The organism is Phascolarctobacterium succinatutens (assembly GCF_023497905.1).
In the GTDB taxonomy this organism is placed as follows: Bacteria; Bacillota; Negativicutes; order Acidaminococcales; family Acidaminococcaceae; genus Phascolarctobacterium_A; species Phascolarctobacterium_A succinatutens.
The window spans coordinates 1,983,947-2,001,996 of the sequence record NZ_CP097284.1 but is presented as its reverse complement, the minus strand read 5'-3'; the positions used below and the strand labels follow the sequence as shown (position 1 = coordinate 2,001,996).

General features: G+C 48.9%; 18 protein-coding genes. 14 read left to right on the top strand and 4 right to left on the bottom strand.

From position 1 onward, the window contains the following. Positions 1-120 precede the first annotated feature (120 nt). Positions 121-1,632: an IMP dehydrogenase gene (locus M5E81_RS09575; protein ID WP_009146068.1), complete on the top strand. Its 1,512-nt coding sequence runs from the start codon at positions 121-123 to the stop codon at positions 1,630-1,632. Positions 1,633-1,751: 119 nt separating this feature from the next. Here the strand turns inward: M5E81_RS09575 and M5E81_RS09570 are convergent, their stop codons facing one another. Beyond that, positions 1,752-2,444: a metallophosphoesterase gene (locus M5E81_RS09570; RefSeq protein ID WP_249747383.1), complete on the bottom strand. Its 693-nt coding sequence runs from the start codon at positions 2,442-2,444 to the stop codon at positions 1,752-1,754. A 32-nt stretch (positions 2,445-2,476) separates the two neighbouring features. Beyond that, positions 2,477-3,139 carry an HAD hydrolase-like protein gene (locus M5E81_RS09565; RefSeq protein WP_009146070.1) on the bottom strand — a complete coding sequence of 221 codons (663 nt, stop codon included), beginning with the start codon at positions 3,137-3,139 and terminating at the stop codon, positions 2,477-2,479. 128 nt (positions 3,140-3,267) lie between these two features. Between M5E81_RS09565 and M5E81_RS09560 the strand changes: the two genes are divergently transcribed. After that, complete coding sequence (locus tag M5E81_RS09560; RefSeq protein WP_249747382.1) at positions 3,268-4,467, top strand: alanyl-tRNA editing protein; 1,200 nt, start codon at positions 3,268-3,270, stop codon at positions 4,465-4,467. Between the two features lie 133 nt (positions 4,468-4,600). Next, positions 4,601-4,678: a putative holin-like toxin gene (locus M5E81_RS11445; RefSeq protein WP_367401137.1), complete on the top strand. Its 78-nt coding sequence runs from the start codon at positions 4,601-4,603 to the stop codon at positions 4,676-4,678. Between the two features lie 146 nt (positions 4,679-4,824). On the opposite strand, the gene M5E81_RS09555 is transcribed toward M5E81_RS11445, so the two are convergent. Beyond that, positions 4,825-5,862, bottom strand: coding sequence for a threonine aldolase family protein (locus M5E81_RS09555; protein ID WP_249747381.1), 1,038 nt, complete (start codon positions 5,860-5,862; stop codon positions 4,825-4,827). A gap of 103 nt (positions 5,863-5,965) precedes the next feature. Beyond that, positions 5,966-6,610 carry a DedA family protein gene (locus M5E81_RS09550; protein WP_148495354.1) on the bottom strand — a complete coding sequence of 215 codons (645 nt, stop codon included), beginning with the start codon at positions 6,608-6,610 and terminating at the stop codon, positions 5,966-5,968. Between the two features lie 167 nt (positions 6,611-6,777). Between M5E81_RS09550 and M5E81_RS09545 the strand changes: the two genes are divergently transcribed. The 11 genes from M5E81_RS09545 (at position 6,778) to M5E81_RS09495 (ending at position 17,840) form a co-directional block, all read left to right on the top strand. Then, the gene (locus M5E81_RS09545; protein WP_276765064.1) at positions 6,778-7,647 is read left to right on the top strand and encodes a methionyl aminopeptidase; all 870 of its coding nucleotides are present in this window, start codon (positions 6,778-6,780) and stop codon (positions 7,645-7,647) included. Between the two features lie 91 nt (positions 7,648-7,738). Next, positions 7,739-9,118 (top strand): NCS2 family permease, encoded by a 1,380-nt coding sequence (locus tag M5E81_RS09540; RefSeq protein ID WP_249747379.1) that lies wholly within the window; start codon positions 7,739-7,741, stop codon positions 9,116-9,118. A gap of 19 nt (positions 9,119-9,137) precedes the next feature. Beyond that, positions 9,138-10,841: an adenine deaminase gene (ade, locus tag M5E81_RS09535; protein ID WP_009146076.1), complete on the top strand. Its 1,704-nt coding sequence runs from the start codon at positions 9,138-9,140 to the stop codon at positions 10,839-10,841. A gap of 20 nt (positions 10,842-10,861) precedes the next feature. Continuing rightward, positions 10,862-12,181 (top strand): ATP-binding protein, encoded by a 1,320-nt coding sequence (locus M5E81_RS09530; protein WP_249747378.1) that lies wholly within the window; start codon positions 10,862-10,864, stop codon positions 12,179-12,181. A gap of 117 nt (positions 12,182-12,298) precedes the next feature. Beyond that, positions 12,299-12,502, top strand: a complete 204-nt coding sequence (gene rpmE, locus M5E81_RS09525) for a 50S ribosomal protein L31 (protein ID WP_040565319.1) — start codon at positions 12,299-12,301, stop codon at positions 12,500-12,502. Positions 12,503-12,567: 65 nt separating this feature from the next. Beyond that, complete coding sequence (locus tag M5E81_RS09520) at positions 12,568-13,446, top strand: DUF1385 domain-containing protein (RefSeq protein WP_249747377.1); 879 nt, start codon at positions 12,568-12,570, stop codon at positions 13,444-13,446. A 208-nt stretch (positions 13,447-13,654) separates the two neighbouring features. Further along, positions 13,655-14,722 carry a peptide chain release factor 1 gene (gene prfA, locus M5E81_RS09515; protein WP_009146079.1) on the top strand — a complete coding sequence of 356 codons (1,068 nt, stop codon included), beginning with the start codon at positions 13,655-13,657 and terminating at the stop codon, positions 14,720-14,722. Between the two features lies 1 nt (position 14,723). Continuing rightward, positions 14,724-15,647 (top strand): peptide chain release factor N(5)-glutamine methyltransferase, encoded by a 924-nt coding sequence (gene prmC / locus M5E81_RS09510; protein WP_249747376.1) that lies wholly within the window; start codon positions 14,724-14,726, stop codon positions 15,645-15,647. After that, a complete protein-coding gene (locus tag M5E81_RS09505) occupies positions 15,610-16,716 on the top strand; it encodes an L-threonylcarbamoyladenylate synthase (RefSeq protein WP_249747375.1) in 1,107 nt (368 codons plus the stop codon). The genes prmC and M5E81_RS09505 overlap by 38 nt, the downstream gene beginning before the upstream one ends. Before the next feature lie 50 nt (positions 16,717-16,766). After that, complete coding sequence (gene rpiB, locus M5E81_RS09500; RefSeq protein ID WP_009146082.1) at positions 16,767-17,213, top strand: ribose 5-phosphate isomerase B; 447 nt, start codon at positions 16,767-16,769, stop codon at positions 17,211-17,213. A gap of 69 nt (positions 17,214-17,282) precedes the next feature. Beyond that, a complete protein-coding gene (locus M5E81_RS09495; RefSeq protein WP_009146083.1) occupies positions 17,283-17,840 on the top strand; it encodes a TIGR01440 family protein in 558 nt (185 codons plus the stop codon). The last annotated feature ends 210 nt before the right edge of the window (positions 17,841-18,050 follow it).

The window sequence follows — 18,050 nt, the reverse complement described above, 5'->3', positions numbered from 1 at the left end:
ATAGATAAAATACCTACTCGGACCGCAGAAAAGCAATTTTTTCAAGTAATTATGTTACATGATTAACAATTGCTTTGGCTGTGGCAAACAAAAAATTATTAAGAAAAGGATGATGAAAGAATGGCTTTTTATTATGATGAACCTGCTCACACATTTAGTGAGTACCTGTTAGTTCCCGGTTATTCCTCCGAAAAATGTATCCCCGCCAATGTAGATCTGCGTACGCCGCTGGTTAAATACAAAAAAGGTGAAGAGCCGGCAATTACTATGAACATCCCGATGGTTTCTGCTATCATGCAGGCTGTTTCCGGCGAAAAGCTGGCTGTAGCTCTTTCCAAAGAGGGCGGCGTTTCTTTCATCTATGGTTCTCAATCCGTAGAGGACGAAGCTGCTATGGTTGCTCGCGTTAAAGGCTATCGCGCAGGCTTTGTAAGCAGCGACTCCAATATCCGTCCGGACAGCACTCTGGCTGACATCCTGGCACTGAAGGAACGCACCGGTCACTCCACTGTTGCTGTTACCAGCGATGGTACCGCTAACGGCAAGCTGGAAGGCATTGTTACCAGCCGTGACTATCGTCCGAGCCGTATGTCTATGGATGCTAAGGTTCGTGACTTCATGACTCCGATTGACAAAATGGTTTATGCTCCGAAAGATACCACCCTGCAACAGGCTAACGATATCATCTGGGAGAAAAAACTCAACACTCTGCCTATCGTTGATGACGACGGCCGTATGCTGTACATGGTATTCCGTAAAGACTATGCAACTCATAAGGAATATCCGTTGGAGCTGCTGGACAGCAAGAAACGCCACATCGTTGGCGCAGGTATCAACACCCGCGACTATGCTGAGCGTGTTCCCGCATTGATTGATGCAGGCGTAGACGTACTCTGCATTGACTCCTCCGAAGGCTACAGCGCATGGCAAAAAATCACCCTGGATTGGATCCGTGAGCACTACGGTGACAGCGTTAAGGTTGGCGCAGGCAACGTAGTAGACGCTGAAGGCTTCCGCTTCCTGGCTGAGGCTGGCGCTGACTTCATTAAAGTTGGTATCGGCGGTGGTTCTATCTGCATTACCCGTGAACAAAAAGGTATCGGCCGTGGCCAGGCAACTGCTTTGATTGACGTTTGCAAGGCTCGTGACGAATACTTCGAAGAAACCGGCGTATACATTCCTGTATGCTCTGACGGTGGTATCGTTTATGACTACCACATGACTCTGGCTTTGGCTATGGGTGCTGACTTCATGATGCTGGGCCGTTACTTCGCTCGTTTCGACGAAAGCCCGACCAACAAGGTTAACATTAACGGTACCTACATGAAGGAATACTGGGGCGAAGGCTCCAGCCGTGCACGTAACTGGCAGCGTTATGACATGGGCGGCGCAGCAAAGCTCTCCTTCGAAGAAGGCGTTGATTCTTACGTTCCGTATGCAGGAAGCCTGAAGGATAACGTAAACCTGACCTTGGCTAAGGTTCGTTCCACCATGTGCAACTGCGGTGCTCTGAACATCCGCGAGCTACAGGAGAAGGCTAAGCTGACTCTGGTTTCCGCAACCAGCTTGGTTGAAGGCGGCGCACATGACGTTATGCTGAAAGAAAACTCCAACAGCAACTATCCTAAATAATTAAATGAACGTAAATGGCAAGCTCTCGAAGAAATTCGAGGGCTTGTTTTTGTATACAAAAAGCTCCCCTGAACGATTCGTTCAGGGGAGCCTGTCTGTTTTTCAGCGAAGTAACGCTGTTATATTACCTTGTAAAGCTGAAAGCCTTGCGTATCGCAGGAAATAAGCTTGTAGTTGATTCCTTCGCGCAATCCTTCAAAAACGGGAATGTGGTTTTCACCGTGAATGTGGCCGTAGACACAGTGCTGCACACCGTACTGCAGCATCAGATTAGTAAAGCAGGTGTGCTCCGTGCGCGCAAAGAGCGGTGGATAGTGAAAAGCCGTAATTATCTGCTGCGCCTGCATTTTATGTGCCTGCTGCAGGGAAAGCTCCAGGCGGATTCCCTCGCGGTTATAGATTTTTCTGTCGGCCTCACTGAAGCTTTCGGCCGATGGCAGCAGCCATCCGCGGGTGCCGCAGACAGCAATATCCTCTGCCATAATGCAGTCGTTCTGCAGAAATTCAAAATGAGCACCGTAACGCTGCTGCATTTTGCTCAGGCTGCTCCACCAGTAATCATGGTTGCCGCGCAGCAGCAGCTTGCGTCCAGGAAGCCGCGCTAACCAGTCTAAATCCTGTGCTGCTTCTTCCAAAGTCATGGCCCAGGAAATATCACCGCAGACAATAACGGTGTCCTGTGCGGTTACAGTGTTTTGCCAATTAGCGGCAACCTTTTCTTTATGGTTGCGCCAATGCTCGCCGAAAACCTCCATGGGCTTGCTTGCCGGTTCACCTGATAAATGCAGGTCGCCTATTGCGTAAATATGCATAATACTATCACCTGTAAGTGTTAAATTTGTTCTTACGCTTTGCTCAGCAGAAAGCGTGCTAAGGCCGGAACATCAGAAACATAGTAATCGGCACCTGCCTCCGACAATTCCTCGTAGCTGCCGAAGCCGAAGCCTGCGCCGATGCAGGCGATGCCATTGGCGTGAGCGGCGAGAACGTCCTCGCGGCGGTCACCGATAAGTGCTACAGTCTTTTTAGCTTCGGATGTAGTGAGCTGCCATTTTTCCAGAGCGGCGGCAACTACTAAAGCTTTCTTATCGGTTTTACCATCCAGGCTGCAGCCTGTTATATCTTCCAGATAGGGGTTGAAGCCAAAGCGTTCGGCAATTCGCAGTGCAAAAACCTCCGGCTTGGCGGTAGCCATGCCGAGGCGGCGGCCATCCTGCTGCAGGTCAGCCAATAATTCCATGATACCGGGATAAACCTTGTTCTCCCAGATACCGATATCGGTGTAGCGTTCACGATATTTTTCTACGCCGATTTCAGCCTGCTCTCTGGTCATGCCGTAATATTTGATAAAGCTGTCGCGCAGGGGCGGGCCGATGAAAACCTCCAGCTTTTTTAAATCGGGTTCTTCAATATTTTGAGCGCGCAGGGCGTATTGCACGCATTTGGTGATACCCTCAGCGGAATTTGTCAGGGTACCATCTAAATCAAAAAGTAAATTTTGAAACATTTATTGCTCCTTATTCGCTTCAATAGAATTTTTTTGGACTTGTATAACTGATTATAACACACTTTAGCAATTTAGTGATACAATAATGGTTATCAAAGACAGATAGATTTCATGAGGGGGAATAAAAAATGACAATTAAGCTTTTTGAAAATAATTCTTTGCTCAAACAGTGCGTGGCGAAGGTTACGGCCTGCACGCCCAAGGATGGCAAGTATCTGGTTGAGCTGGACCAGACTGTTTTCTTCCCGGAGGGCGGCGGTCAACTGAGCGACAGAGGCAAGCTGGCTGATGCGGTCGTAAGCCATGTAAGCGAAAAGGACGGTCACATCTACCATGAGTGCGACAAGCCGCTAGAGGTTGGTGCCGAGGTAGAGGCTGTGCTGGACTGGTCTGTGCGTCTGGACAGAATGCAGCAGCATTTGGGCGAGCATCTTTTGTCCTACGCCTGCTGGAAGCTGTTTGAGGCCAACAACATCGGCTTTCATATGAATGAGGATGATGTTTTCATTGACCTTGACAAGGAGCTGACGGACGAGGAGCTGCTGCAGGCAGAATTATATACGAATGAGATTATTTGGGAGAATCGCCCGGTACATATCAGCTATATGGACAGCACAGAGGCTGCCAAACTGAAGGATAAAATGCGTAAGTTCAACAGCAAACTGACAGGTACGCTGCGTATTGTTTCGGTTGAGGATGCCGATATCTGCACTTGTTGTGGTACACACCCGCCGTTTACGGGGATGCTGGGCAGCGTTAAGGTCATCCGCCATGAAAAGCACAAGGGCGGTTGTCGCGTAGAGTTTGTTTGCGGCCGCAGAGCGCTTTTGGATGCGGATGCCAAGAACAGCATTCTGCTTAGCGTTGCTGCAAGTCTTTCCGTGAAGCCTGAGCAGGTGCCTGCTGCTGTAAGTAAACAGAAAAATGATTTGCTTGCACAGCTTGACATTGCCAAGAGCAAGCTGCTGAAGATTGAGGAAGAAAAGCTACAGGAAACATATGCTGCTGCACCGGTGAATGCTGATGGAGTAAAGGTTTTGGCTTTGCCTATGGAAGGTCACGATGCCAAGGATATCAAAGCCTTTCTGCCGAAGGTTACTGCCTTGAAAAACACGCTGAGCCTTTTGCTAGCAGTGCAGCCTGAGCGCATCAGCTACGCAGTTGCTTTGGGGGCTGATACTGCAGGCGATTGCCGTAGTGTTATTAAGCTGCTCAACGAAGCCTTTGGCGGCCGTGGCGGCGGCAAGAGCGACTGCGCGCAGGGCGGTGCGGATTATTGCGCCGACTGGCAGGAAAAGCTGCAGAGCGTTGTAGAAAAGCTGAAGTAAAAAGAGCAAAATAAAAAAGACGGTCGAACGACCGCCTTTTTATTTTCACAAACATATTGTCGATAAATAGGATAGCTGTTATAATAACACTAGAGATTCTGACAGGTCGGTTCCTCCGTAAGGAGGTGGGAGCATGACAGTAGCCGAAGCGTTGCAGATAATGTTAACATTTGGTTTGCTTGTTGCGACCATTATGTCTACACGTAAGTAATTTTGCTTACAATATAACAAAAGACCGACATTAGAGGTCAATGTCAGCCTTTTGTCAAATAACAACAATCAACAGAGAGGGCTGACACACCACTGTCAGAGTCTCTCTTTGTCTTTATTATAGCAAATTTACGTTTTCTGTCAAGCTTACAGCTCATTAATCATAGCGATGAGTCTGTCAACCTCTTCGTCCTTGGTTGCCCAGCTGGTGCAGATGCGCACGCTGTAATTGCCGTCCTCCAGGTAAGCAATATGGCTGAGAGCAAATTCCTCGCTCAGCTTCTCAAACTGTGCCGGAGTCATGATAACAAATTGTTGGTTGGTGGGGGACTCGGTAACGAACTTAAAGCCTTTGGCTAACAGTGCATCACGGATTTTCAGCGCCTGCAGTGTGCCCTTGCCGCAGATTTTGCTGTAAAGGTGATCTTTCATAATTGCGCCGAACTGTACGCCTAGCAGACGGCCTTTGGCCATGATAGAACCGCATTGCTTAGCAATAGTGCGGAAGTCAGGCTTGAGTGCGTCGTTCAAAATAACAACTGCTTCGCCGAAGAGCAGGCCGCATTTGGTGCCGCCGATATAGAACACGTCGCAGTTAGCTGCCAAATCCGCAGCAGTCATATCGTTGTCGGGAGCGCCAAGAACATAGCCTAAGCGTGCGCCGTCAACAAAGAGGTAAAGACCGCAGTCCTTGCAGGCCTGGTATAAATCCTGCAGCTCCTTTTTGCTGTACATGCTGCCGATTTCAGTCGGTTGGGAGATATAAACCATTTTCGGCTGTGCCCAATGCTCGCGGCTGGGATCGGTATCGTACATTTTCCATTCGTGGCGGATTTGCCCTGCAGTGAGCTTGCCGTCCTCGCTCGGAAGCGGCAGTACGCGGTGGCCTACATGCTCAATAGCACCGGCCTCATGCGTATTGATATGGCTGGGAACAGCGCCGTAAACAGCCTGATGCGGACGTAATGCAGCGCAGATAACCGTCAGGTTGGTTTGGGTGCCGCCAACGAGAAAATGCACGTCAGCGTTCGGGCAGGCGAAGGCTTCCCTAATCAATTTGCGTGCTTCGTCGCAGTAGGGATCAAGGCCGTAGCCGTCAGTCTGTTCCATGTTGGTTTGCACGAGTTTTTCAAGGACTGCAGGATGGCAGCCTTCGGTGTAGTCACTGTTAAAACGATAAGTCATTTTAAATCACCTTCAATTTTTAAAATTTATATATGTACTTTGGAGTTTAACTGTGTAAAGGCTCTATCGGAGGAGAACCTGTTACAAAAATTCCAAGACCTTCTTACTTCTTGCCTAAAATTTTCTTGCCTACAAATTCATATAACACAGGTAACAGGGAAAAGACGATGATGCCCAAAGTTACCAGCGTGAAATTATGCTTGATGGCCGGGATGTTGCCAAAGAAGTAACCGCCGCCGACAAAGAGAAATACCCACACTACGGCACCGATGACATTGTAATGAGCAAAGGTCAGGTAGTGCATTTTGCCGATGCCGGCAACGAAGGGTGCAAAGGTACGCACAATCGGCACAAAGCGGGCCAGGAAAATCGCTTTATGACCATGCTTGTCATAAAATGCGCTGGCCTTGTCGACATGCTCCTTTTTAATGATGTTCTTCTTAATCATGTGCATACCGAGATGCTCGCCTATCATATAATTGCAGGCGTCGCCCAGCACAGCCGAAACTAAAAAGATGGGCACGATAATTTTGATATCCATGCCTTCTGGTGCGGCAGCAGCAAGAGCGCCGCAGGCGAAAAGCAGCGAATCGCCCGGTAAAAACGGGGTGACTACCAGACCAGTTTCGCAGAACACTACCATGAACAGGATTGCGTAAATCAGATGACCGTAGGCCATCATAATTTCCGGCAGATGCTTGTCCAGGTGCAGAATTAAATCGATAAAATACATTGCATATGCTTCCATAAAAATTTCCTTTCTTAACATTGAGTCATATAAAATAATTTTAACACAAAAAACCGAACGTTGTAAGAGAATTTTAAGCCGAAAATGTGATTTTTCCCTTAAATATGTGGTAAAATAGAAGTTATAAGGTTGTAATATACAAGTTTTAACAATTATTTAGATAAGGAGTGTTTTCTTTGGACCAAGAATTATGTTGGTGTGGCAGCGGTAAAGCATATGCAGATTGCCACAAAATGAATGATGCCAAAATTGCGTTGCTGCAGGCCCAGGGCTGCGAGGTTCCTGACCGTGATATGATTAAAACCCCGGAGCAGATTGCAGGTATCCGTGCAGCCTGCAAAATCAATACCGGTGTATTGGACGAGGTTGCCAAGTATATTAAGGCCGGTATGACTACTGCTGATATCGACAGAATCGTTTACGAATATACAGTAGCGCATAACGCTATCCCTGCACCGTTGGGTTATGAGGGCTTCCCGAAGAGCGTGTGTACCTCTATCAATGACCAGGTTTGTCATGGCATTCCCAGCGAGCATGACGTGCTGCGCAGCGGTGACATTGTTAATGTAGACGTTTCTACTATCTACAATGGTTATTATGCTGACGCATCCCGTATGTTTATGATTGGCAAGGTTGCTAAGCCGGCTGCAGATTTGGTTGCAATCACCAAGCAATGTCTGCTGCGCGGTATTGAAGCAGCTCAGCCTTGGGGTTTTCTGGGAGATATCGGCGCTGCCGTTTCCAAGCTGGCACATAAGCACGGCTATTCCGTTGTCGAAGAATTCGGCGGCCACGGCGTTGGTGTAGAATTCCATGAGGATCCGTTCGTCTGCCATGTAGGCAAACGCAAAACCGGGATGGTGCTTGTACCGGGAATGATTTTTACTATTGAGCCGATGATTAACATGGGACACAGAGATATCTTTGTTGACGAAGCCAACAACTGGACTGTTTATACCTGTGACGGCAGTCTTTCCGCTCAATGGGAGCACCAGATTCTGATTACAGAAAACGGTCCGGAGATTTTAACATATTAATGGCTTGACGGCTGTGCAGGCAGTCTTAATCTTTATTATTGTGCCCGGGTCCTGCAGCTTGGGCAAATAGATAGCATAGGAGGCTATAATAATGACAGACTTTTTGGAAAAAACATTCCGCCTGAAGGAACATCAGACGGATGTCCGCACAGAAATTCTTGCCGGTATCACCACCTTTATGACAATGGCTTATATTTTAGCTGTTAACCCCGGCATTTTAAGTGCTGCCGGTATGGATGCGGGCGCTGTATTTACCGCTACTGCTTTGGGTGCTTGTCTTGGTACTCTGCTCATGGCGCTGTTCTCTAACTATCCTTTTGCTCTTGCTCCGGGTATGGGCCTGAACGCCTTTTTTGCTTATACTGTTGTAGGACAGATGGGTTACAGCTGGCAGGTTGCGTTGGCAGCAGTTTTTGTTGAAGGTATTCTGTTCATTGTTCTGTCCCTGACTAAGGTGCGCGAAGCGTTGTTCAACTCCATTCCGCCTGCGCTTAAGTTCGGCGTTACCAGCGGTATCGGTCTGTTCATCACCTTTATCGGCTTGCAGAATTCCAAGCTCGTTGTTGCGGGACCGACTCTCGTCGGCCTGTATCCGTTTAAGGCTGCTTTGGCAGACGGCACCTTCTGGTCCACCGGTATCGGTGCTTTGCTGGCACTTATCGGTATTCTGCTGACTGCGGTAATGATGACGAAAAAGGTTCCCGGCGGTATCCTCGTTGGTATTCTGGTTACCTGGGGCTTAGGCATGATTTGTGAGCTGACCGGTATTTATGTACCGAATCCGAAGCTTGGTATGTTCTCCGTTATGCCCAGCTTTGCTAACGGCATTTCTGTTCCCAGTCTGGCACCGACCTTTATGCAGCTGGATTTCAGTGCTATCTTCACCTTTAACTTTATTACAATCATGCTTTCCTTTATGTTTGTAGATTTGTTTGATACTCTCGGCACCTTGATCGGTGTTGCTTCCAAGGCCAAAATGCTGGACAAGGACGGCAAGCTGCCGAAGATTGAAGGCGCTCTGCTGGCTGACTCCATCGCTACTACCGGTGGTGCGTTGCTGGGTACTTCCACCGTTACTACCTTCGTAGAAAGCAGCGCCGGCGTTGCTGTCGGCGGCCGTACCGGTCTTACTGCTGTTACTGCAGCTGTTCTGTTCTTCCTCAGCTTGTTCTTTGCACCGATTTTCCTGGCAATTCCTGCCTTCGCTACCGCTCCGGCACTGGTAATTGTAGGCTTTTTGATGGTAAGCAGCCTGCTGAATGTAGACTTTGATGATATGACTGAGGCTATTCCTGCTTTTGTTGCAGCAGTAGCAATGCCTTTTATGTATTCTATCTCCGAAGGTATTTCCATGGGCGTTATCTCCTATGTGGCAATTAACCTGCTCAGCGGTGAATACAAAAACAAAAAAACCAGCTGGATTGTTTATGTGCTGGCAGTAATCTTTATCCTGAAATATATTTACGTGTAAAAGGATTGAGGTAATTAATATGATGGACCGTGTAAGAGCGGTCGCACTCGGTAACAGCCCTGCTGATATTCTTTTGAAGAACGGCAGGGTTGTTGACGTGCTGACCGAAACAATTTATGAAGCTGATGTTGCTATCGCCGAGGGCATGATTGCCGGTGTCGGCAGCTATGACAAGGCAGAAAAAATCATCGACCTGCAGGGAGCATATGTTGCGCCCGGTCTGATTAATGCACATTGCCATGTAGAAAGCTCGATGGCTGTGCCTGAGCATTACTGTGCCGAGGAGCTGCGTTGGGGCGTAACCACGCTGATTACCGACCCGCACGAGATTGCCAACGTAGCGGGCGCGACAGGCATTCACTATATGCTGGAGGCCGGCGGACAGATGCCGCTGAACTATTATGTGAACCTGCCTAGCTGCGTGCCTGCCACACGCTTTGAGCACAGCGGCTGTGTGATGGATGCGCGCAATATGATTAAGCTTGTCAATGAGCCGGGTGTACTGGGCATGGGCGAGATGATGAACGTGCCGGGAGTTATTTATAATTCCGCTGAGGTACAGAAAAAGCTGGACCTGTTCCAAAGTTTGGGCCGCGTAATCGACGGCCACGCACCCTGCGTGCGTGGCAAGGAGCTGGCCGCCTACGTTGCCAGCGGCATTGATACCGACCACGAGAGCATCAGCTGGGATGAGGCGAAGGAAAAGCTGCGCAACGGTCTGGCAGTGCTGGTGCGCGAGGGCAGTGCTTCGCGTAATCTGACGGCAATTTTGCGTGGCGTTATTGATGAGGGCATTGATGTAAGCAGTCTGGCCTTCTGCACTGATGATAAGCATCTTGCCGATATCCGCCATGAAGGCACCATCCGCCACTGCGTACAAATGGCAATAGCATTAGGCATGGAGCCTGTGCGTGCTTTGCGCTTGGCAACTATCAACGCTGCGCGTATTTACGGCCTGCGTCGCATGGGTGCAGTTGCTCCAGGCTGGGAGGCAGATTTGGTAGTTTTTGACAATCTGCAAAGCCTTATTCCGCAGGCTGTTTTCCATAAGGGTGTGGATGCGCTCAAGGCTTGCGAAAAGATTACGCCTGTTACGCCCAATGCCAGCCTGCAGGGCAGCGTGAAGCCTGCAGAGTTTGATGTCACAACCTTCTCCCTGTCGCATTTTGCGGATGACAGGGAATATCCGGTTATCACTATGCTTCCCGGTGAAATTTTTACCGAGAAAAGTACCATTATGGGCAAGGATATTGCCGCTGCCTTGGCAAGCGGCGATGTGTACCTGATTGCCGTATTGGAAAGACATCATGGCACCGGCAATGTGGGCCTCGGCCTTTTGCGTGGCTACGGCCTAAAGGACGGCGCAGTAGCGACAACTGTGGCACACGATTCACATAACCTAATTGTTATCGGCACAAGTCCGGAAGCAATGAATGCTGCCGCTAAGGAGCTGGTACGAGTACAGGGTGGTTATACATTGGTCAAGGGTACCGAGGTTGTTGATACGCTGCCGCTGAATATCTGTGGTCTGATGAGCAGCGCACCTGCCGAGGAGCTTATCGGCAGTCTTGATGAGATTGCGGCCAAGGCGCATGCGCAAGGAGTTTTAGACGGCATCGACCCGTTCATCAGCCTGAGCTTTATGGCGCTGCCGGTTATTCCCAAGCTGCGCATTACGGATATGGGAATGTTCGATACAGAGAAGTTTGAATTTATAAAATAGAGATATTTGAGGGGAAAGATATGCATAAACTTGTATCACAATTAGTTGTTTACCGCAATCTGCCGGCGGATAATTTGCTGGAGCCGTTGGCAGCTATCTGCGCTGAATTTGCAGCGGGTGATTATAACCGCGAAGAGCTGACAGCGGAAATTTATGAGCAGGTACATAAGCTGCTTGATATCGGCACCGTTTATGGCTTTGACAAAAATCTTTGGCACAATTATCTGGCTTTTTTACTGGTAAGCTGTGAAAATCCCTTTGCTATTACCTGTGAAAAGGTTGGTGCCTGTGATGGCAGCGTGAATCAGTTTGCCAAGCATGACTTCAAAATTTTTCAGCAGCTTTTTGCCTACGATTTCAGTGAATTGGAGCGTGCGCTGGAGATTAACTGCTTTTCGTTAATCAGCAATTATCAGGCTGTGGTAAAGCAGGAGCGTCGCTATAACAAAAATATCAGCGATAAGGTGCAGGCACTCAGCACTGCTTTGGAAGGTGCTGCCGATGCTGATGAGTTTTTCGCCTGCGTTACCAAATTCTATCATGATTACGGCGTGGGCAAGCTTGGTCTGAACAAGGCCTTCCGCATAGCGCAGGCGCAGCAGGGCGCGCCAGAGCTGGTGCCAATATCCAATACGGAGCAGATTATCTTTGCTGATCTCATCGGTTATGAGGACCAGAAGAAGCGCCTGTTGGAAAATACGGAGGCTTTTGTAGCAGGCCGCCCGGCAAATAACGTGCTGCTTTTTGGTGACAGTGGTACAGGCAAATCCAGCAGTATTAAGGCGCTTATCAACAAATATTATGATCAGGGACTGCGGATGATTGAAATCTACAAGCATCAGTTCCGTGACTTATCACAGGTTATTGCCCAAATAAAAAACCGTAACTACCGCTTCATTATCTATATGGATGATTTGTCGTTCGAAGAATTTGAAATCGAATACAAATATCTGAAGGCTATCATCGAAGGCGGTCTGGAGGTGCGTCCGGATAATATTTTGATTTACGCTACATCTAACCGCAGACATCTGATTAACGAAACGTGGAAGGACCGCAACGATGTAACGCAGGAGGACGGTATCTATAAGTCGGATACGATGCAGGAAAAACTTTCTCTGGTTAATCGCTTCGGCTGCACGATTTATTATGGACAGCCTACGCAGAAGGAGTACTACAAAATTGTCTGCGAGCTGGCTAAAAAGCAGGGACTGGAGCTTGATGACGACTTCCTTTGTGCCGAAGCGCGTAAGTGGGAGCTGCATCACGGCGGCATTTCCGGGCGTACAGCGCAGCAGTTTATTAATTATCTGCAGGGTGTTGCCGATTTTAGTAAAAAATAGCTTGCGTTTACTTGTAGGATATGTTACACTAATCTAGTGTTAATGCAAGCCGCTTTGCCAAGCAAGGCAGCTTCTAAATTATGAATATAATGTTCTTAGCAAAGAGAGGTGTAAAGAATGAAAGAAAAGATTCATCCGAATTACGGTGAAGTTACTGCTATCTGCGCATGTGGTGCAAGCTTCGTAACTGGTAGCACTAAGAAAGAATTACGCGTGGATGTTTGCTCTAAATGCCATCCATTCTTCACTGGTCAACAACGTAACGTAGCTGCTCGTGGCCGTATCGAGAAGTTCAACAAACGTTACAACAAAGAACAATAATCTATACAATAAGGCAGAGCTTGCACATGCGGGTTCTGCTTTATTTAGTTTTACGGAGTATATCTATGAGCACGAAAAAATTATCTGTAGGCGGACAAGCCGTAATTGAGGGCGTTATGATGCGCGGACCACATAAGGTGGCTGTTGCCGTACGCCAACCTGACGGAGAAATTGCCGTGGATGTAAATCCTGTCAACAGTATCCGTGATAAATATCCTATTTTGAAAAAACCGCTGCTTCGCGGCGTTATTGCTTTATTTGAATCATTATATGACGGTATCAAGGCCTTGGCCTATTCGGCACAGGTTTCCGGCGAAGAGGACGAGCAGCTGACAGGCAAGGAGATGGCGATGACTATTGGTACTTCCGTATTGCTGGCTGTCGGTCTGTTTATTGTTATCCCGACCTGGTCTATGCGTTTTCTGCATGAGCTGACTGAGAATCCGATGATGCTCAACCTGGCTGAGGGCGTGCTGCGTATGGTTATTTTCCTGGCCTATATTGCAGCGATTTCCTCGATGGAGGATATTCAGCGCGTATTTCAGTATCACGGTGCGGAGCATAAAACTATTTACACCTATGAGGCAGGCTTGCCTCTGCGTGTAGAAAATGTGCGTCCGTTCAGCACACTGCACCCGCGCTGCGGCACTAACTTTCTGATGATTGTCATGCTGATAAGCATGTTTATTTTTACCTTCCTGGGCTGGCCCAGCCTGCTGGAGCGTATTGCTTCCCGCGTAGTGCTGATGCCGGTAATTGCGGGCGTCAGCTATGAGATTATTCGTTTTGCCGGTGCGCATAACGATAATAAGCTGGTGCATATGGCAATTATGCCGGGACTTTTGCTGCAGAAGCTGACCACGCGTCAGCCTGATGACAGCCAGATTGAGGTGGCGATTGCTTCGCTGAAGGCAGTGTTGCCGCCTGAAGAAATTATAGAATAAAAGTGATTATATAGATTTGCAGGCTGATCTATGAGGCTCTCCTTGGGGAGAGCTGGCGCCCGTAGGGCGACTGAGAGGGGACTGCACTATTCTGCCTTTAAAATAACGTTATATTGAACACTTCGCTTGTAGGAGAGAATGTTTTCTTAACGAATCACTTTGAATTAAATTTATAAGACTAACATAACACTTGAGAGGAGAATTTCTAATGCTCGACAAATTGCAGGCACTAGAAGACAGATATTTAGACTTAGAGGCAAAAATCAGTGACCCCGAGGTTATTGCCGACCAGACCAACTGGCTGAAGGCTACCAAAGCGCATGCCAAGCTGGAACCGATTGTTACCGCTTACCGTGAATATCGCGATATGATTAAGGCTCGCGATGAGGCAGAGGAGCTGCTCGCAGCAGGCGATGACGAAGAGCTGGTTGAAATGGCAAAAGAAGAGCTGAAGGAGCTCAAACCGCAGATTGAAGAATATGAGGAAAAGCTCACGATTCTTTTGCTGCCTTCCGACCCGAACGATGATAAAAACGTTATCGTGGAAATCCGCGGCGGTGCCGGCGGTGATGAGGCTGCACTTTTTGCCGGTGTTCTCTTCCGTATGTATCTGCGCTATGCAGAAACCCGTGGCTGGCGCGTTGAGGTTATGGATTCCAACCCGACTGAGCTGGGCGGCTTTAAGGAGGTCGTTTTCCAAATAAGCGGTGACAGTGTTTACAGCCGTATGAAATTCGAAAGCGGCGTACATCGTGTACAGCGCGTGCCGGAAACAGAATCCCAGGGACGCGTACACACCTCTACCGTTACAGTGGCTGTACTGCCGGAGGCTGAAGAGGTTGATGTAGAAATCAATCCTGCAGACCTGCGTGTCGATACCTACCGTGCAGGCGGTGCCGGCGGCCAGTACGTAAACAAAACCGAATCTGCAGTGCGTATTACCCACATTCCGACAGGTATTGTGGCACAGTGTCAGGATGAAAAATCTCAGCTGAAGAACCGTGAAAAATGTATGCGTGTATTGCGTGCGCGTATTTTGGAGCAGGCGCAGGAGGAGCAGCGTGCCGCTACTGCCGAGGACCGCAAGAGTCAGGTAGGAACAGGCGACCGCAGCGAGCGTATCCGTACCTACAACTATCCGCAGGGACGCGTTACCGACCACCGCATCGGTCTGACCTTGCATAAGCTGGACAGCATTGTCAACGGTGATCTGGACGAGCTGCTGGGTGCGCTGATTACTGCTAAGCAAAGCGAACAATTACGGCAGGTGAAATAAAATGGATAAGCCGGTTTGGACGATTATGAAAATCTTAAACTGGACTAAGCAGCACTTCGAGGCTAAGGGCGTGGAAAATCCACGCCTTGATGCCGAAGTGCTGCTTTGTGCTGTCTTGAAATGTGAACGCATTAAGCTGTATACCGAGTTTGACAAGCCTCTCAGTGAGGAGGAGCGCGACAAGATGCGCTCTTATGTAGAGCGACGCGCTAAGCATGAGCCGCTGGCCTACATTATCGGCGAGCGTGCCTTTATGCGCAATAACTTTAAGGTTACGCCTGCTACCCTGGTGCCGCGTCCGGAAACGGAGCTGTTGGTGGAAAGCCTGGTGAAGGCAGCGCCGATGCTGCGTGCAGACGGTGCTGTAAAGGCTTTGGATATCGGTACCGGCAGCGGTGCTATCATCGTTTCGCTGCTTGATTATCTGCCTGTTGCCGTAGGCGTGGGCGTGGATATCAGCAACGAGGCCTTGGCGGTGGCGAAGGAAAATGCTGCCGCTATCGGCGTGGATAAGCGTGTGGCCTTCCGCCAAAGCGATTTGTTCAGCAACGTGCCTGTAGAGAAAAAGTTTGACATCATCGTTTCGAATCCGCCGTATATTCCTGCTGCCGATATTGCAACGCTGGCGCAGGATGTACAGCAGGAGCCACGCACTGCGCTTGACGGCGGTGCGGACGGACTTGATTTTTACCGCCGCATCTGTGCCGAGGCTGCGGAGCATCTGGCTGAGGATGGATTGCTGGCGTTTGAAATCGGCATTGACCAAAGCGAAGCGGTGCAAAAGCTGTGTCTGGAGCATGGCTTTGCCAAAACTGCTGTGCGTATGGACTATGCAGGCATACCGCGCATGATTTTTGCTTTAAAAGAAAAAGAGGGTGAGGATAAATATGAAAACATCCTACTGGAAATTACAAAAGAACTCTGATAATCAAGAGATTATGCAGGAGGCAGCGGCATTAATCCGTGCGGGTGAGGTTGTATCATTCCCGACGGAAACAGTTTACGGCCTGGGTGCGGATGGACTGAATCCTGAGGCTGTAGCCAAGATTTTTGCTGCCAAGGGCAGACCTAACGATAATCCGTTGATTCTGCATATCGCTAAAAAGGAAGATATTGCGCAGCTGACTACCTGCCTGAACGCTAATGCAAAAAAGCTTATGGAGCATTTTTGGCCGGGACCGCTGACGCTGATTGTCAATAAATCTGCTATTGTGCCTGACGCTGTAAGCGCAGGACTGGAAACTGTCGCTGTACGCTTCCCATCCAATAAATTCGCCCAGGATTTTATCCGCGCCTGCGGTTGCCCTATTGCGGCGCCGTCGGCCAATATTTCCGGTCGTCCGAGCCCGACGAATGCTCAGGACGTGCTGGAGGATATGCAGGGAAAAATTGCCGGTATGCTTGATGGCGGCAACTGCGGCATCGGGCTGGAATCCACCGTGGTGGATACAACGAGTGCTGTTCCCACTATCCTGCGACCGGGCGGCATTACCTATGAAATGCTGACGGAGGTTATGGGTGCGGTAGAGATTGACCCTGCCCTGCAGGGAGATAAAAACTTTAAGCCCAAGGCTCCGGGAATGAAGTACCGTCATTATGCGCCGAAGGCACCTGTTTACCTGTTTGAAGGCGAAGCTTGCAAATGTTTGCCGCAGGTTATTGCCAAGGCTCTGGCTGAAGGCAAAACCGTCGGCGTGCTGTGCGGACATCAGCTGGAAAGCGAGCTGGCAGAGCTTGTCGAAAAGCAGCAGCTGCAGCTTTCCTGCTGGGGTGACAGCCGTGAACAGCTGGCTGCTGATTTGTTCTACCTGCTGCGTGATTTTGACCGTACCTGTCCGGACGTTATTCTCGCCGAAGGCGTGGAGGAGGACGGCCTGGGACTGGCAATCATGAACCGCCTGCGTAAGGCTGCGGGCTATCAGATTATAACGCTGGAAAACGGCAGCCTGCATTTAAAAAATAATGTAAATTTACCGACATTTATGTTACAATAAAGGTTAAAGATAATCCTGGCATTAAAAAACAGGAGAGGAGAAGATTATTTATGAAAATTGCAATGGCTTGTGATCATGGCGGCTTCCATCTGAAGGAGCATATCAAAAAATATTTAGAGGATAAAGGCATCGAGGTTGTTGACCATGGTACCTACAGCGAAGATTCCGTAGATTATCCCGACTATGCTGCTAAGCTGTGCGAGGATATTACCAGCGGTGCCAGCGGTGCGCAAAAGGGCATCCTGATTTGCGGTACCGGTATCGGTATTTCTATCGCTGCTAATAAATGCAAGGGTATTCGCGCTGCTTTGTGCGGTGATGTTTTCTCCGCTAAAATGAGCCGCGAGCATAACAATGCCAACGTTCTCTGCATGGGCGAGCGTGTTCTGGGCGTAGGTCTGGCAGAAATGATTACCGACGCTTGGCTGGAAACTGAATTTGCCGGTGGTCGTCATGAACGCCGTGTAAATAAAATCATGGATTTGGAAGCAAAATAATCGTCTTTGCGTTGCAGCCTAAACGATTCTTGCGTTTCTGAAAATAAACAGAAAAGAAGTAAAGCAACAATGGAAACAAATATGCAAATAGCTAAGGAGCTGGCAGCAGCTGCTGAAGAGCTCATTAGTATAGCAAAGCCTAAAAAGGGACAGATTTTCGTGCTTGGCTGCAGCACCAGCGAAGTACTCGGCAACAAAATCGGCACCGGCGGCAGCAGTGAAACAGCTGTTGCTATGTTCAAGGCGCTGAAGGCAGTGTGCGATGCACACGAGCTTTATCTTGCCGTACAATGCTGCGAGCATCTCAACCGTTCCTTAGTAGTGGAGGCAGCTACAGCCGAACGCTACAATCTTGAGGAGGTTACCGTGCGTCCGGTGGCTCATGCCGGCGGCGCTATGGCAACTGCTGCCTACGAAAATTTTGCTGAACCTGTAGTAGTAGAAAAGATTTCTGCTCATCTTGGTATTGATATTGGCCAGACGCTCATCGGCATGCATCTCAAACGAGTTGCTGTACCTGTACGCCTGCAATATAAAAAAATTGGCGAAGCAGTGCTGACTGCCGCTAAAACTCGTCCGCCGTTGGTGGGGGGGCCGCGTGCCCAATATCTGGAAAATCGCCCATAAGGCATTATCTGCGTCGTTATCCCTGCCTCGACGTATAGAAATATGCCGTCGGCAGTGACGCCTAGCATCTGAAATCTTATGAACGATTTGTATTTTTCCTATGGTATAAGGCATCATCTGCGTCTTTTAGTAGAGCAGATTTTCTGAGCGCTTATCCGCAGCCTGTGGATAAAAATGGTTGATATTTAATGTTTTATTTTTAGGAGGGAC

Coding starts and splice junctions, on each gene's coding strand:
- M5E81_RS09575 (WP_009146068.1), top strand. CDS start 121: ATGGCTTTTTATTATGATGAACCTGCTCACACATTTAGTGAGTACCTG.
- M5E81_RS09570 (WP_249747383.1), bottom strand. CDS start 2,444: ATGCATATTTACGCAATAGGCGACCTGCATTTATCAGGTGAACCGGCA.
- M5E81_RS09565 (WP_009146070.1), bottom strand. CDS start 3,139: ATGTTTCAAAATTTACTTTTTGATTTAGATGGTACCCTGACAAATTCC.
- M5E81_RS09560 (WP_249747382.1), top strand. CDS start 3,268: ATGACAATTAAGCTTTTTGAAAATAATTCTTTGCTCAAACAGTGCGTG.
- M5E81_RS11445 (WP_367401137.1), top strand. CDS start 4,601: ATGACAGTAGCCGAAGCGTTGCAGATAATGTTAACATTTGGTTTGCTT.
- M5E81_RS09555 (WP_249747381.1), bottom strand. CDS start 5,862: ATGACTTATCGTTTTAACAGTGACTACACCGAAGGCTGCCATCCTGCA.
- M5E81_RS09550 (WP_148495354.1), bottom strand. CDS start 6,610: ATGGAAGCATATGCAATGTATTTTATCGATTTAATTCTGCACCTGGAC.
- M5E81_RS09540 (WP_249747379.1), top strand. CDS start 7,739: ATGACAGACTTTTTGGAAAAAACATTCCGCCTGAAGGAACATCAGACG.
- ade (WP_009146076.1), top strand. CDS start 9,138: ATGATGGACCGTGTAAGAGCGGTCGCACTCGGTAACAGCCCTGCTGAT.
- M5E81_RS09530 (WP_249747378.1), top strand. CDS start 10,862: ATGCATAAACTTGTATCACAATTAGTTGTTTACCGCAATCTGCCGGCG.
- rpmE (WP_040565319.1), top strand. CDS start 12,299: ATGAAAGAAAAGATTCATCCGAATTACGGTGAAGTTACTGCTATCTGC.
- M5E81_RS09520 (WP_249747377.1), top strand. CDS start 12,568: ATGAGCACGAAAAAATTATCTGTAGGCGGACAAGCCGTAATTGAGGGC.
- prfA (WP_009146079.1), top strand. CDS start 13,655: ATGCTCGACAAATTGCAGGCACTAGAAGACAGATATTTAGACTTAGAG.
- prmC (WP_249747376.1), top strand. CDS start 14,724: ATGGATAAGCCGGTTTGGACGATTATGAAAATCTTAAACTGGACTAAG.
- M5E81_RS09505 (WP_249747375.1), top strand. CDS start 15,610: ATGAAAACATCCTACTGGAAATTACAAAAGAACTCTGATAATCAAGAG.
- rpiB (WP_009146082.1), top strand. CDS start 16,767: ATGAAAATTGCAATGGCTTGTGATCATGGCGGCTTCCATCTGAAGGAG.
- M5E81_RS09495 (WP_009146083.1), top strand. CDS start 17,283: ATGGAAACAAATATGCAAATAGCTAAGGAGCTGGCAGCAGCTGCTGAA.